14 protein-coding genes are annotated in these 13091 nt (G+C 57.2%); 3 read left to right on the forward strand and 11 right to left on the reverse strand.

What is annotated here, in order from left to right; translation table 11 throughout:
• Nucleotides 1-40 precede the first annotated feature (40 nt).
• The 8 genes from AAFX04_07045 to AAFX04_07080 form a co-directional block, all read right to left on the reverse strand.
• A complete protein-coding gene (locus AAFX04_07045) occupies nucleotides 41-1531 on the reverse strand; it encodes a wax ester/triacylglycerol synthase family O-acyltransferase (GenBank protein ID MEO1045177.1) in 1491 nt (496 codons plus the stop codon).
• A 142-nt stretch (nucleotides 1532-1673) separates the two neighbouring features.
• Complete coding sequence (locus tag AAFX04_07050) at nucleotides 1674-2459, reverse strand: enoyl-CoA hydratase-related protein (GenBank protein MEO1045178.1); 786 nt, start codon at nucleotides 2457-2459, stop codon at nucleotides 1674-1676.
• 106 nt (nucleotides 2460-2565) lie between these two features.
• Nucleotides 2566-3615 carry an enoyl-CoA hydratase/isomerase family protein gene (locus AAFX04_07055; GenBank protein ID MEO1045179.1) on the reverse strand — a complete coding sequence of 350 codons (1050 nt, stop codon included), beginning with the start codon at nucleotides 3613-3615 and terminating at the stop codon, nucleotides 2566-2568.
• Nucleotides 3612-3992 carry a VOC family protein gene (locus AAFX04_07060; protein MEO1045180.1) on the reverse strand — a complete coding sequence of 127 codons (381 nt, stop codon included), beginning with the start codon at nucleotides 3990-3992 and terminating at the stop codon, nucleotides 3612-3614. Before AAFX04_07060 ends, AAFX04_07055 begins: the two co-directional genes overlap by 4 nt.
• Before the next feature lie 2 nt (nucleotides 3993-3994).
• Nucleotides 3995-5140 carry an acyl-CoA dehydrogenase family protein gene (locus AAFX04_07065; GenBank protein MEO1045181.1) on the reverse strand — a complete coding sequence of 382 codons (1146 nt, stop codon included), beginning with the start codon at nucleotides 5138-5140 and terminating at the stop codon, nucleotides 3995-3997.
• Nucleotides 5137-5556: a RidA family protein gene (locus AAFX04_07070; GenBank protein MEO1045182.1), complete on the reverse strand. Its 420-nt coding sequence runs from the start codon at nucleotides 5554-5556 to the stop codon at nucleotides 5137-5139. Before AAFX04_07070 ends, AAFX04_07065 begins: the two co-directional genes overlap by 4 nt.
• Nucleotides 5553-6095, reverse strand: a complete 543-nt coding sequence (locus AAFX04_07075; protein ID MEO1045183.1) for a hypothetical protein — start codon at nucleotides 6093-6095, stop codon at nucleotides 5553-5555. The genes AAFX04_07070 and AAFX04_07075 overlap by 4 nt, the downstream gene beginning before the upstream one ends.
• Nucleotides 6096-7595, reverse strand: coding sequence for a CoA-acylating methylmalonate-semialdehyde dehydrogenase (locus tag AAFX04_07080; protein MEO1045184.1), 1500 nt, complete (start codon nucleotides 7593-7595; stop codon nucleotides 6096-6098). It abuts the gene before it with no gap.
• A 168-nt stretch (nucleotides 7596-7763) separates the two neighbouring features.
• Between AAFX04_07080 and AAFX04_07085 the strand changes: the two genes are divergently transcribed.
• A complete protein-coding gene (locus AAFX04_07085; protein MEO1045185.1) occupies nucleotides 7764-8723 on the forward strand; it encodes a DMT family transporter in 960 nt (319 codons plus the stop codon).
• On the opposite strand, the gene AAFX04_07090 is transcribed toward AAFX04_07085, so the two are convergent.
• Nucleotides 8720-10297 carry a fatty acid--CoA ligase gene (locus AAFX04_07090; protein ID MEO1045186.1) on the reverse strand — a complete coding sequence of 526 codons (1578 nt, stop codon included), beginning with the start codon at nucleotides 10295-10297 and terminating at the stop codon, nucleotides 8720-8722. The two genes, AAFX04_07085 and AAFX04_07090, sit on opposite strands and share 4 nt — an antisense overlap.
• 153 nt (nucleotides 10298-10450) lie before the next feature.
• Nucleotides 10451-10600 carry a hypothetical protein gene (locus tag AAFX04_07095; GenBank protein MEO1045187.1) on the reverse strand — a complete coding sequence of 50 codons (150 nt, stop codon included), beginning with the start codon at nucleotides 10598-10600 and terminating at the stop codon, nucleotides 10451-10453.
• A gap of 16 nt (nucleotides 10601-10616) precedes the next feature.
• Here AAFX04_07095 and AAFX04_07100 point away from each other — a divergent pair, with 16 nt between their 5' ends.
• A complete protein-coding gene (locus AAFX04_07100; protein ID MEO1045188.1) occupies nucleotides 10617-11843 on the forward strand; it encodes a hypothetical protein in 1227 nt (408 codons plus the stop codon).
• A gap of 28 nt (nucleotides 11844-11871) precedes the next feature.
• On the opposite strand, the gene AAFX04_07105 is transcribed toward AAFX04_07100, so the two are convergent.
• On the reverse strand, nucleotides 11872-12525 hold the full coding sequence (locus AAFX04_07105; protein MEO1045189.1) for a DUF938 domain-containing protein: 654 nt from the start codon (nucleotides 12523-12525) through the stop codon (nucleotides 11872-11874).
• A gap of 44 nt (nucleotides 12526-12569) precedes the next feature.
• Here AAFX04_07105 and AAFX04_07110 point away from each other — a divergent pair, with 44 nt between their 5' ends.
• Nucleotides 12570-13088, forward strand: coding sequence for an isoprenylcysteine carboxylmethyltransferase family protein (locus tag AAFX04_07110; GenBank protein ID MEO1045190.1), 519 nt, complete (start codon nucleotides 12570-12572; stop codon nucleotides 13086-13088).
• Nucleotides 13089-13091 lie beyond the last annotated feature (3 nt).

The raw sequence follows: 13091 nt of genomic DNA on the forward strand, positions 1-13091 counted from the left end.
TATTATTCAGTCTTTCCGGTTGAGTGGCTCGGCAGAAACATCATGTCGATGCCGGTTTCTTGCGCTTTTTGCGTTGTCCTGCAGACTTTCGTGCAGGTGTATTTTTGGTTACAGGTTTTTTCGGCTTCGCCGCTTTGGTCAGCGCCGACTGCATTTCGTCAAAGGAATCCCGCAGGCATTGCGAATAGAATTCAGGATCGGGAACCACCTTGCGACAGGCGGTGAAGGCAATGGTCGCCTGATCGCAATAGCTTTGGACAACATGGCCTAGCGCCAGACCATCGGTCAGGCACAACAGGCCGTGCATACTCACCAGCTGAGCCCCTGCCGAATAAATCGGTACCGGCGGACCGGGAACATTGGTTACCACCGTGGTGTAGGGCGGCTTGACATAGTTTGCGAGGCCAAGTTGCGAATAGGCCTGTGCGCCGAGCGCCATGAACAGCGCTGGCGAAACCTTGCTCATCTCGGTCATCTGGCGGGCACCAATGGCGTCGGTCATCGCCTTGGAACGCTGGGTCTCGCCAAAGACATAGTCAATTCGCTCGGATGGATCGGCAATATGCGTGCCCAGCGGGACAATCATCGCCGAAACCTGATTGCCCATATCGCCTTTCTCATCGGCCGTGCGGACCGAAATCGGTGCCATAGCGGTCAGGCTCTTGTCGGCCAGATCACCTTTGGCTTCGAGATAGGCGCGCAGCGCGCCGCCGATAATTGCGAGAAACACATCGTTGATCTTGCAACCCGGCGCCAGATCGCGCAGCGCCTTTATCTCGGCAAGGCTGAAGCTTTGCCCCTCGACGACACGATGTGGTGACACCGGCACGTTGAAGCGGGTTCGCGGTGCGGACAATGCCGGTTCCAGCGCAAACTCATCCTTCACAAGGCCTTTGACTGCGCGATAAAGTCCCGGCGCGGCCTTGGCCAGCAGCCCGGTCTGCCGTAACGGATTGGTCCAGGCCCGAACATAGCCCTTGAGCATCAGGCCAAAAGGATCGGGTTGCCTGTCGGCTTTCCATTTATCGGGAACATCAGGCGGAGCGGTATCCGGCGTCAGCGTGTGCATCGCATCCATCAGGTCGATGCCCGACATCCCGTCAATGGCGCTGTGATGCACCTTGGTGATCATCGCATAGCTGCCCTTGGGTATGCCCTCGATATTATCGAGACCCTCAACCACGCAGAACTCCCATGGCGGTCGGGTGAGATCGAGCGGGCGAGCGAAAAAGCGTGATGCCTGGATGCACAATTGCCGCCAGTCGCCGGGTTTGGGCAGCGCGACATGCCGCACATGATACTCCAGATCGAAGTCCGGATCGTTCATCCAATAGGGATAATCGAAGTTGAGCGGGACCTTGACCAGACGCTGGCGCATGGTTTTGGACAGTGCCATGCGCGAGCGGAAAAACTCCAAAATGTCCTTGAAGCGGACAAAACCACCGGGGGCGGTGCCAGGATCATAGATAAGGATGGACCCGATATGCATCGGGGCATTTGGTTGCTCCAGCGCCACAAAAGACGCATCCATACCCTGTAATTGGCGCAAAACGGCCCTTTCCTGCTCTCCAGGCCCGATTATCTTCCGGGTCTCTTAAGCAGAGACTATCAGAATGGCGTGAATGCGCAAGATAAGGGCTATTACCGATCAGTCCGCGCAAGACCCTGGACTGTTATCGTCCCTTCCACTGGCCTTCACGCTTCTCGATAAACGCTGCCATGCCCTCGGCCTTGTCCTCACTGGCAGTCAGGATCTGAAACAGCCGACGTTCATGCAACAGACCCTGGTCGAGAGTCATCTCATAGGCCGCGTTGACCATTTCCTTGTTCACCTTGGCGGCCATGGGCGGCATGGCGGCGATCTGGCTGGCGGTCTTCAATGTTTCTGCCACCAGATCGTCATGCGCGACGATCCTCGCCACCAGTCCGGAACGCTCGGCTTCCTCAGCGTCCATCATCCGCCCGGTCAGGCACATTTCCATCGCCTTGGATTTACCGATGGCGCGAGTCAGGCGCTGCGAGCCACCCATGCCGGGAGCAACGCCCAATTTGATTTCAGGCTGGCCGAATTTGGCGTTATCCGATGCGATGATGAAATCAGCCATCATCGCCAGCTCACAGCCGCCACCCAAGGCAAAGCCGTTGACCGCGGCAATCCACGGCTTGCGTACGGCTTTTACCAGATGGCTGGTCCAGCGGGCGAAAAAGTCTTCGAGATAAAAGTCAGCAGCCGCTTTCTCATACATTTCCTTGATATCAGCGCCGGCGGCAAAGGCCTTGTCCCCTGCTCCCGTCAACACCGCGCAACGCTGGCTGTTGTCGGCTTCGAAGGCGGCAAAAGCGGCAATCAGCTCTTCGAGCACCACGCTGCTCAATGCATTTAACGCCTTGGGCCGGTTGAGCGTGATCAAAGTCACCGCATCGCGCTGTTCGGTCAGGATGGTTTCAAACTCAGGCATCATTCTTTTCCTAAATCTCGTCATGCTGAACTTGTTTCAGCATCTCTTTGTTTAACGCTCATCACCTCGCCTAAGGAGACCCTGAGACAAGTTCAGGGTGACGACCCTAAGAAACCAATGGCGTCCATTCCTCATTTTCCGGCAGCGGTGCGAAAATGCTGTCGAGCAATTCCTCTGTCACCCCTTCGGGCGTGGCCGGATCCCATTTCGGTCTATTGTCCTTGTCGATGATCAGCGCCCGCACACCCTCGATAAAGTCGTGCCGCTGCACAACCCGCGCGCCGATGGCATATTCCTGTTTCATCTCGGAGGCGAAATCGGGCATGGCAGCACCCTCTTTGAGCTGGCGCAGCGCCACCTTGCAGGTCTGGGGTGACTTGGTGCCCAGCGTATCGCGCTCTTTCATCGCCCAGAGATCGTCACTGGCATCGAGTGCGGCCAATATGTCTTCATAGATATCGGATGCAAAGAAGCGATTGATCTTGTCGATATTGCCCATGATGCGCGCTTCGGGTGCAGTGACGGAAAGATCACCCAAAATCCCGCTGATGCGATCCGGGTTCTCCGAGATGCGTGCCTTGGCCTCATCCAGCGCTTCGGACGGCAGATAATGTGTAGCCAACCCCATAGCGAGGCATTCCGCGCCATCGAGTCGTGCACCGGTCAGCGCCAGAAACTGCCCGACCCGGCCTTCGAGCCGCGGCAAATACCAGCCACCGCCGACATCGGGGAACAGGCCAATGCCAGTCTCGGGCATGGCAAAGCGGGTGTTCTCGGTCGCTATCCGGTATTTGGCTGGCTGCGATATGCCGACGCCACCGCCCATGGTGATACCATCCATGAAAGCGACCACCGGCTTGGCATAGGTGAACAACAGATGATTGAGGCGATATTCAGTGTGAAAAAACTGCCGTGCCTCAGCTCCGTCCCTGGCGCCACTCTCGGCGAGCATGCGGATATCGCCACCGGCGCAAAAGCCCCTGCCCTCGCTATGATCGATAATAACCGCCTCGATGGCATCGTCTCCGGCCCAGCCCTGCAGCGCCTCGATCATGCCCTCGCACATGGGAAGATTGAGCGCATGGATAGCCTTTGGACGATTGAGGCTGATGCGGCCGATACGGTTCTCGGTGGTGATAATCAGGTCTTGGGTCATGCTTTCGGCTCTATCAAATCCCAGCGATTTCCATAAAGATCAACAAATACGGCAACTTTTCCATAGGACTCTTGTCGGGCTTTCTCGCAGAAGACTACCCCGTTCCGGTGAAAACGCTCCGCGGTCACATCAAAGTCTTCGGTTGTCAGAAAGAAGCCGACACGGCCTCCGCACTGATTGCCGATTGTATCGGCTTCGGCATCATTTTTGGCCTTGGCCAGCAAAAGGCCGGCGCCGCCGTCCGGCGAAACCACCACCCAGCGCTTGCCATTGCCGAGATCATCGTCTTCGCGCAGCGAAAACCCCAGGCTGTCGACGTAGAAGCCGATCGCCTCATCATAATCCCGGACGACAAGCGTAACGAGGCCGAGCCGCATGACTATTGCCGCATCATTTCGCGCGAAATGATCATCCGCATCACCTGATTGGTGCCCTCAAGAATAGAATGCACCCTGAGATCGCGCCAGAAGCGTTCGATCGGATAATCCTGCAAATAGCCATAACCGCCAAAGAGTTGCAGCGCCTTGTCGACAATCTGCGAACCATTGTCGGTGGCAAGGCGCTTGGCCATGGCGGCGAATTTGGTCTTATCGGGCTCACCGTCGGTAACTTTAGCTGCAGCGAGATAGAGCAGCGCACGCGCCGCCTCGAGATCGGTGGCCATATCGGCCAAAGTGAACTGGGTGTTCTGAAAGTCGATGATCCGCTGGCCGAACTGCTCGCGGTCGCCGGTATAGGCCAGCGCCTCGTCGAGACAGCGCTGCGCGCCGCCGAGCGAACAGGCGCCGATATTGAGTCGGCCGCCATCGAGACCCATCATCGCAAAGCGAAAGCCATCGCCCTCGGCACCGACACGATTGGTTGCCGGCACCCGGACATCATCGAGGATCACTTGCCGCGTCGGCTGCGAATGCCAGCCCAGCTTCTTCTCATTGGCGCCAAAGTTCAGACCCTCCATGCCCTTCTCCAGCACGAAACAGCTAATGCCCTTCGGCCCGGCATCGCCGGTGCGCGCCATCAGGACATAGACCTCATTCTCACCGGCACCTGAAATAAACTGCTTGGCGCCGTTGAGAATATAATGATCGTCCTCAAGCCGCGCGGTAGTCTTCATCGCCGCCGCATCGGAACCGGAGCCCGGCTCTGTCAGGCAATAGCTGGCAATCTTGTCCATGCACACCAGGTCGGGGAGATAGCGGTCCTTGAGCTGCTGGTCGCCGAAACGGTCTATCATCCAGCTCGCCATATTGTGGATCGAGATAAACGCGCTGGTCGAGGGGCAGCCATAGGCCATGGCCTCCATGATGAGCGCCGCCTCGAGCCGCCCGAGACCAATACCGCCGCTTTCCTCAGAGACATAGATCGCGCCAAAGCCGAGATCGGCGGCTTTCTTGATGGTGTCACGCGGAAAGATATGGTCCTCATCCCATTTCGCGGCATGCGGCGTGATCTCGTCGGCAGTAAACTTCTGCGCCATATCCTGAATGGCGAGCTGGTCTTCGGTTAGGCAGAATTGTCCAGTCATGAATTACTTTCCATATTATTGGCCAAATCATTGGTCAAAATGGCTTCGGCCTCTACTTCGATGCGCCATTCGGGGCGGCACAGGCTGGCGACACCGACCATGGTTGCCACCGGTCGAATATCGCCGAAAAACTCGGCATGTACCGCGCCTGCAAGTTCCTGCTCTGATATGTCGGTCAGATACATACGGGTGCGCACAACATCCTTCAATCCACCACCGAGTTCGCCAAGAGAATGTTCAATCAGGGTAAAGCACCGACGCGCCTGCGCCGATATATCACCCTGTGTCGATTGGCCATCGTCTTCGATCGGCCCGGTGCCAGCAACATGAATATGCGGCCCGACCCTTATGGCGCGACAGAAGCCAAACTGGTCCTCAAAAGGTGACCCTGAGCTGATTCTCTGTGTTTCAATCATGAATCGCCAGCCTCAGCGCAGCGCCGGTAAGGGCCAGCTGTCTCTGCAGCATCTCCGCCCGCATCGAGCATGCCTGCTTTTATGTCATACAGATCGTCAGGGCCCAGAATCAGAGCTACAATATCTCCTGCGCCCTGTATCATCCCGCCATATTTGAAAAAGAGCTGTATCCTGTTTTCCGCATACATTTCGCCATAGTCCAGATCAGCAACCCAAACAGTATCCATCCAACTGGCGTCCTGCCGCAACTGCTTTGCCGTTATCGTGAGGCGCGAACGCGTATTCGCTTTTGTTGCGCCAGAGCGTTGTGCAAGCTCGTCATCGAAAAAACTGTCATCCAGTTCCCAGCAACCATGAAAGACTTCCGGTATCTTGGTTACGCGCGGATATGGTCTTTTCGTCTCTTCTTCAGCTTCGCTAGAGGCTTCTACTGCATTCGACCCTGCTGCACGACCACCGGAAGCGCTGCAAGCACCCACCGCGAATAACAGAGGCAACAGCCCGCAATATCCTGCCTTTATGACGAAAGGCATCAGCAATTACCCCATGGTTGGAATGACAAAGGCATTCTCATTGCTGCCATCGGCGGTGCCGTCGGGCCAGCGCTGGGTGACCGTCTTGATCTTGGTCCAGAATTTGACGCCTTCCATGCCGTGCTGGTTGGTGTCGCCAAAGGCGGAGCGCTTCCAGCCACCAAAGGTGTGATAGGCCACTGGCACGGGGATCGGCACATTGATGCCGACCATGCCGACATTGACCCGCGCGGCAAATTCGCGCGCGGCGTGGCCGTTGCGGGTGAAGATCGCGACGCCATTGCCATATTGGTGCTGGCTGGGCAGCGCGAGCGCTTCTTCGAAGTTCGCGGCGCGTACCATCTGCAAAACGGGGCCGAAAATCTCTTCCTTGTAGCTCTCCATATCGGGGGTAACATGGTCGAACAGGCTGGGTCCGATAAAGAAGCCCTTTTCATGCCCCTGCAGCGTGAAGCCACGGCCATCGACGACCAGTTCGGCACCTTCATCTACACCCTTCTGGATCCAGCCTTCCACCTTATCCTTGTGCGCCTGGGTGACGACGGGGCCATAATGCGCGTCAGGGTCGGTCGAGATGCCGATGCGTAGCGCATCGATCGCGGGTAACAGCTTCTCGCGCAGGCGGTCGGCAGTGTCCTCACCCACCGGCACTACCACCGGCAATGCCATGCAACGCTCGCCCGCCGAGCCGAAAGCGGCGCCCGACAGATCATTGACCACCTGGTCGAGATCGGCATCGGGCATAACAATGCCATGGTTCTTGGCACCGCCCATCGCCTGCACCCGCTTGTTATTCGCGGTGCCACGCGAATAGATATAATGCGCAACATCGGAAGAACCGACAAAGCTGATTCCGCCAATTGCCGGATGGTCGATGATCGCATCGACCATTTCCTTATCGCCATGGACACATTGGAGAATACCTTCGGGCGCGCCGGCTTCAATCATCAGCTCGGTCAAGCGCACCGGCACGCTGGGATCACGCTCGGAGGGTTTGAGAATGAACGCATTACCCGTCGCGATGGCGGGGCCGAACATCCACATCGGGATCATGGCAGGGAAATTGAACGGGGTTATCCCTGCGCCAATGCCCAGTGGCAGACGCATCGAATACACGTCAATGCCCGGCCCAGCGCCATGGGTATATTCGCCCTTGACCGCATGCGGAATGCCGCAGCAAAATTCGATCACATCCAGACCGCGCTGCACATCGCCCCGGGCATCGGCGAGCACCTTGCCATGTTCCGAAGACAGCAGCGCCGCCAGCTCGTCGATATGCGCTTCGACCAGTTGCTTGAAACGATAGAGTATGCGTGCCCGCTTTTGCGGGTTGGTCGCGGCCCAGCCCGGCTGTACCGCCAGCGCCGCCTCAACCGCCTTGTCGAGCACTGCTGCATCTCCGAGCGCCACTTCGGCCTGCACATCGCCGCTATTGGGGTCATAGATCGGAGAGGTCCGTCCGCTGCTGTTATGGCCACCGGCAAGCACATGATCGACTAACCGCATAATGTTCTCCTGGGGATGATTTGTCTTTATCGGCTGGCTTATGGGCTTGACCGAGTGGATTCTCAAGACGGTTATTGGCGTCGTGATTATAACAAAATACCGCGCTTAACGCACAGCTGGTAATTCTGTTACGCCGACACGGATAAGGCCTTCACGGCCTTGTGAAAAATGGCCAATTCGGCCAAGGCCACGGCCATGACCGTTGCCGCATCAGATAGCCTGGCGCAAAACCGCCCGGTCCAGGGCCTGGCCATGCGGCTGCTCGCCATATTGGCGCTGGCCACCATGATGGCGCTGGTGAAGCTTGCGGCGGATCGCGGTGTGCATATCATCGAGAGCGTGTTTTATCGTCAGGCCTTTGCCCTGCTGTTCCTGATCCCGATCATCCTCAGCCGGGGCGGTTTCGTCACGGTCAAGACCCAGCGCATGGTCGTGCATGGTCAGCGACTGATCGTCGGTCTGTCGGGCATGATCTTCAATTTCTGGGCAGTATCGCTGCTGCCGCTGGCCGAGGCGACATCGATAAGCTTTACCGTGCCAATCTTTGCGACATTGCTGGCGATCCTGTTATTGTCGGAAAGCGTTGGCTGGCATCGCTGGGGCGCGATGCTGGCGGGCTTTGCCGGAGTGTTGATCATCGTTCAGCCCGGCGGTGGCAGCATTGCCTGGCAGGGCGCGGTGGTGGCGCTGACCGGAGCGTTGCTGACAGCATTGGTCAGCATCATCATCCGCACATTGGGCCGCACCGAGAAGCCAGTGACGGTGGTGTTCTGGTTTACCCTGCTGTCGCTTCCACCGCTGGGACTGGCCATGCTCTGGTTCGGCGCGTGGCATGATGCACTGACCTGGGCGATCATCGCCGGGATCGGCTTTTGCGGCGGTATCGGACAGCTGGCACTGACCAGCTCGCTGCGCATGGCGCCAGTGTCGATCGTGCTCTCGGCCGACTATACCAGCCTGATCTGGGCGACTATTTTTGGCTGGCTGATCTGGCAGAACTGGCCTTCTCCCTGGACCTGGATCGGGGCGCCCCTCATTATCGGTTCAGGGCTCTATATCGCCTGGCGCGAACACCGTGTGGCACAGGCTGAAATCCGGAAAACCAGCGGAAATCGGGCCGCAGCCTAGTTGACCTGTCGCTCCATGCCTTCCCAATAAGGCTCGCGCAGCGCACGGCGCAGGATCTTGCCCGTAGCATTGCGCGGCATCTCGGCGATGATATCGATCGATTTGGGCACCTTGAAACCGGCCAGTTCATTGCGGGCAAAAGCAATAATCGCGTCGGTATCCACTTCCTCGCCAGGCCGGGGGACAATCACCGCCTTTACCGCTTCTCCCCATTTCTCATCGGGCACGCCGATCACCGACGCTTCGAGAACCGCGGGGTGGCTGTAGAGAACATTCTCCACCTCGGCAGGATACACATTTTCACCACCGGATATGATCATATCTTTCACCCGGTCATGCATATAGACATAGCCATCCTCGTCCATATAGCCGGCGTCTCCAGTGTGCAGCCAGCCTTCGCTATCGATCGTCTCGGCGGTCTTTTCCGGTTGCTGCCAATAGCCAACCATATTGGCATCGCTGCGGGTAACAATCTCGCCGACCTCGCCAGTGGCCACCGGCTGATTATCCATATCCACTATGCGCACTTCCACGCCGGGCACCGGCGTACCGGCGGAACGCATGCGCGCATTGCCTTCCGGGTCATGGTCATCCGGCTGCAGGCAGGTAAAGGTGCCTGCGGTTTCGGTCATGCCATAATGCTGGACAAAGCCACATCCCATGACCTGCATTGCCTGACGCAGCAGCGCCAATGGCATTGGCGATGCACCATAATGGGCGTAACGCAGACGCGAGAAATCGGTTTCCGCTGCCTTGGGGTGATTGATCAGCATCTGGATAGCAGTCGGCACCAAAAACAGATTGGTTACACCGTCCTGGATGCTGTCCAGCACGGCTGCCGGTTCAAATTCCGCGAGGAAGTAAGCGGTCATGCCGCCATGAACGCAGTTGGCAATATAGCCCGACCCAGCAATATGCGCTACGGGCATGACGACCAGCCCCTTGTCGCTGGCATCCAGCCTGGCCCAGTCAAAGCCATGGTCTTCGATACCCTCTCGCAAGCCAAACATGTTGCGGTTGCACAGGATCGCGCCCTTGGGCTTGCCCGTGGTGCCGGAAGTATAGAGCTGCAAAACTGCCGTTTCCGGGTCCGTCTCTGGCAGGCTATCGGCTTGTGGTTGTGCTGCAATCCATTCAGAGAGGCTGCCGGCATGCTGACAGCCATGGGTACAGACAATGGCTTCCAGCGCGGCGCATTGTTCCTTCGCCTGATTGGCGATGTCGGCAAAATCCGGCTCGCACAGCAACCATTTGGCACCTGTGTCTTGCAGGATATAACAGATTTCGGGAAGGGCCAGACGCCATCCTATAGGCGCAACGGTCAGTCCGGCTCGGCTCGCCGCAATCATCAGCACCGCATAAACGGCGCGGTTCTTGCCCAGCCAAGCGATGCGGTCTCCCGGTTCCAGGCCAGAGCCCAGCAGCGCTTTTGCAAGCACATTACTATTCTCCGCAAGGGCCGCATAGCTTTGCGCGCCATCCGGATCAATCAACGCGATATGATCGGGCCGCTTCTCGGCCCAATAATCGATACTGTCATGAAACGACCTGCGCGGGTCTGTTGCCTCGGTCATTGCTCACTCTCCCAATCTTGCAGTGCTGTCTGTACACAGCATCGTGTCAACATTATATTTCGTCAGAACGCCCTGTCGGCATAGACGATTGCATCTATCGGTGATGATACGCAATAAAGACGTTGATGCGATAGGAAAAACCTATCGCATCAATCAATTGATGTCAGAATCACAATAGGTCACAATATGCTTCACAGATGATACAGAAGATACCGCCACCAAGGAGAAGTCGATGTTGCCAGCGCGGAAAGCCAAAGTAAATTTAGGGATTTTTACTTTATCGCTGGCTGTTCTATTTGCCATACAGTCATCCACAGCCTTGGCTTTCCAGTCCAAAGACACTTCCGAAACCGCTTCTAAGGAAACGACCGACACAGCCGCCCCCTCGGATGGCTCGGATGTTATCGTTGTCTTCGGCTATACCATTGAGGAGGCGCGGCAAGAGCTGGAAGAATGTCTGGCGCGTAACTGTCCGCCTGATGAAGATATTGCCGCCACAATCAATCTTGCCAATGCAGAATTTCTGGGCGGTGAATATCGCGATGCGCGTCGGACCCTTTCATATGGCAAAAACCGCAATGAGAAACATGTCAGTGATTGGCCGCAGGAGATGGCCAATCTCTATTCGGCGCAGGCAACGGTCGACCTGCATCTCGGCTATGGGCTGGAATATGAACGGGCGACCCGCAAGGCGAGCAATGCGTTGCGCGATTATCAGCCTGATGAGCTCAGGAAAGAACTACAAGCCCGGCTTAGCCTCGCCGATGCGCGGGTTATCAACGCTGGCTATTGGCGCAGTGCCGAGTCCATCTACAATACGGTGCAGAAGCGTGCCGAGGCGGCGGGCTATGATGACATTGCGGCATTCGCCGTTTTGCGCAAAGCTGCGCTCGACCTAGCCCGCGCCGAACCGCGCAATCACCGCACAATATTGCGGCGTGTGCAAAGGGATATGACCGAATTCCAGACAGATCCGGATTTAACCCCACAGCTGCGACAATCGGCAAACGCATTGTTCCTGCGCGCCAGCCTTGCACTTGGCGAAAAGGATGAAGCCAGTCAGAAAATACGACCTGCCCTGTCTTCGGAAGGCAAACCCCTGCTGATCAGGCGGGAACCGATCAATCTCCAGCAATCGGCACAGCAGGAAGCGGCAGAGCTGAATAATGGCATCAACGCAAATAACGCTGCAGTGACATTTCTCAGTACCGCTTCATTTGAGGATACATGGGCCGATATACGCTATCTCGTTAATCCGGACGGCACTGTGTCTGACATCATTGTTCTGCGTTCTGAAGGAGGAGATCCCTTCAACTGGCAGGAGCGTGTCAAGGAATCCATCGCAACCCAGGTCTATGCACCGCTCCCGGCATTCAAGAATGGGACGCAACGGGCCGGGATTGTCATAGAGCGCTTCACCTTTACCTCACGCTACCCTGCACTGCCATCAACAACAGGATCACTGATACGCCGCCGCACCGGTATGCCGATTGTTGAGCGGCTTGAACTGGTCTATGAAGAATTTGCCTTTGACGCCGACACATAACGTGCCTGCCTCACGCAAATAGTCACCATCAAGACCGGCGAAAAGCCAGCGACAGATTGTTGGCCGGCATGGCGGTAACCTCTGGCATATCAAAGCCGTTTGCGCTGGCAGCTTCGCGCACCTTTTCAATGGATCGTATACCCCATCGCGTATCACGGCCACGCAGATTTTCATCAAAGGCAATATTGCTGGGGGCAGTCTCGACACCGGCCTGAAAGAACGGGCCATAGACGAATAGCGGTGCACCGCGCGGCAACCATTTGCCAGCGAGACGGAACAGCGCTTCGCTCGCTTCCCACGGACTGATGTGCATCAGGTTAATGCACATGACCGCTGCCAGCGCATCATCCTCAAATTGAGCCTCTGCATCTTGCGCCAGCACATCGAGGTGGATGGGCGGTAAAATATTTGCACCGCCTCCCGATTCCGCAACCCAGGCTGTGATTGATCGCAATGCGTCCGACGAGATGTCGCTTGGCTGGAAGGTCAGATCGGGACGCAGTGTCGCAAAATGGCTGATATGCTGGCCGGTGCCGCTGGCAATCTCCAGCACCGTGCCGCTGGAAGGCAATAGCCGCAGCAGCGCATCCGCGATCACGTCCCGGTTGCGCTCGGCAGCGGGGGAGAATTTGCGATCTTCCGGGCCGCTCTCTCTGGCTATCCAGGGGGTCGAGTCTGCCATTACTGTTCCTTGTGCTCCACAACATGGCTGGCCATGTCCAGCCAGTGCATCTATTTAACCCTGGCGCGGAAAAGAAAGACAGCAATTTGCCCGAAAAACAGAAAAAAGATGCTCCCAATGTCCGCTTTCCGCCGCCTTTGGTGTTTCTCGGTTTCATCCTGCTCGGCCGCGCCGGCGATACGCTGTTCCCGCTGCCGACATTGCAGATAGCGCCCGAACTGGAATGGATCGGAGTCGGTCTGATCGCCACCGGCATCGCCATTGTTATCGTTTCGCTGGGACTGTTCAGCCAGGCCGGAGAGAACCCCGAGCCCTGGACCGAGAGCGAAACCATCATCGCCCGTGGCCCCTATCGCCACAGCCGCAACCCGATGTATCTCGGCATGGCGATGCTGATGCTCGGCTTCGCCTTCTGGCAGGACAGCGCCGGCACGCTGTTCTTTCTGCCCTTTGCAGTGCTGGCTATAGACCGTTTCGTGATCCGGGCCGAAGAAATCTATCTCACCCGGCGTTTCGGTAAGCCCTATACCGACTATCTGAAAAAGGTGCGGCGCTGGTTATAGCTG

The organism is Pseudomonadota bacterium (genome assembly GCA_039818985.1).
In the GTDB taxonomy this organism is placed as follows: domain Bacteria; phylum Pseudomonadota; class Alphaproteobacteria; order Sphingomonadales; family Sphingomonadaceae; genus Alterisphingorhabdus.

Bases quoted from the DNA above. Each gene is read 5' to 3' on its own strand.
- AAFX04_07065 (MEO1045181.1), bottom strand. From the start codon at position 5,140: ATGACTGGACAATTCTGCCTAACCGAAGACCAGCTCGCCATTCAGGAT.
- AAFX04_07060 (MEO1045180.1), bottom strand. From the start codon at position 3,992: ATGCGGCTCGGCCTCGTTACGCTTGTCGTCCGGGATTATGATGAGGCG.
- AAFX04_07095 (MEO1045187.1), bottom strand. From the start codon at position 10,600: ATGGCAAATAGAACAGCCAGCGATAAAGTAAAAATCCCTAAATTTACT.
- AAFX04_07045 (MEO1045177.1), bottom strand. From the start codon at position 1,531: ATGGATGCGTCTTTTGTGGCGCTGGAGCAACCAAATGCCCCGATGCAT.
- AAFX04_07055 (MEO1045179.1), bottom strand. From the start codon at position 3,615: ATGACCCAAGACCTGATTATCACCACCGAGAACCGTATCGGCCGCATC.
- AAFX04_07090 (MEO1045186.1), bottom strand. From the start codon at position 10,297: ATGACCGAGGCAACAGACCCGCGCAGGTCGTTTCATGACAGTATCGAT.
- AAFX04_07085 (MEO1045185.1), top strand. From the start codon at position 7,764: ATGGCCAATTCGGCCAAGGCCACGGCCATGACCGTTGCCGCATCAGAT.
- AAFX04_07105 (MEO1045189.1), bottom strand. From the start codon at position 12,525: ATGGCAGACTCGACCCCCTGGATAGCCAGAGAGAGCGGCCCGGAAGAT.
- AAFX04_07080 (MEO1045184.1), bottom strand. From the start codon at position 7,595: ATGCGGTTAGTCGATCATGTGCTTGCCGGTGGCCATAACAGCAGCGGA.
- AAFX04_07070 (MEO1045182.1), bottom strand. From the start codon at position 5,556: ATGATTGAAACACAGAGAATCAGCTCAGGGTCACCTTTTGAGGACCAG.
- AAFX04_07050 (MEO1045178.1), bottom strand. From the start codon at position 2,459: ATGCCTGAGTTTGAAACCATCCTGACCGAACAGCGCGATGCGGTGACT.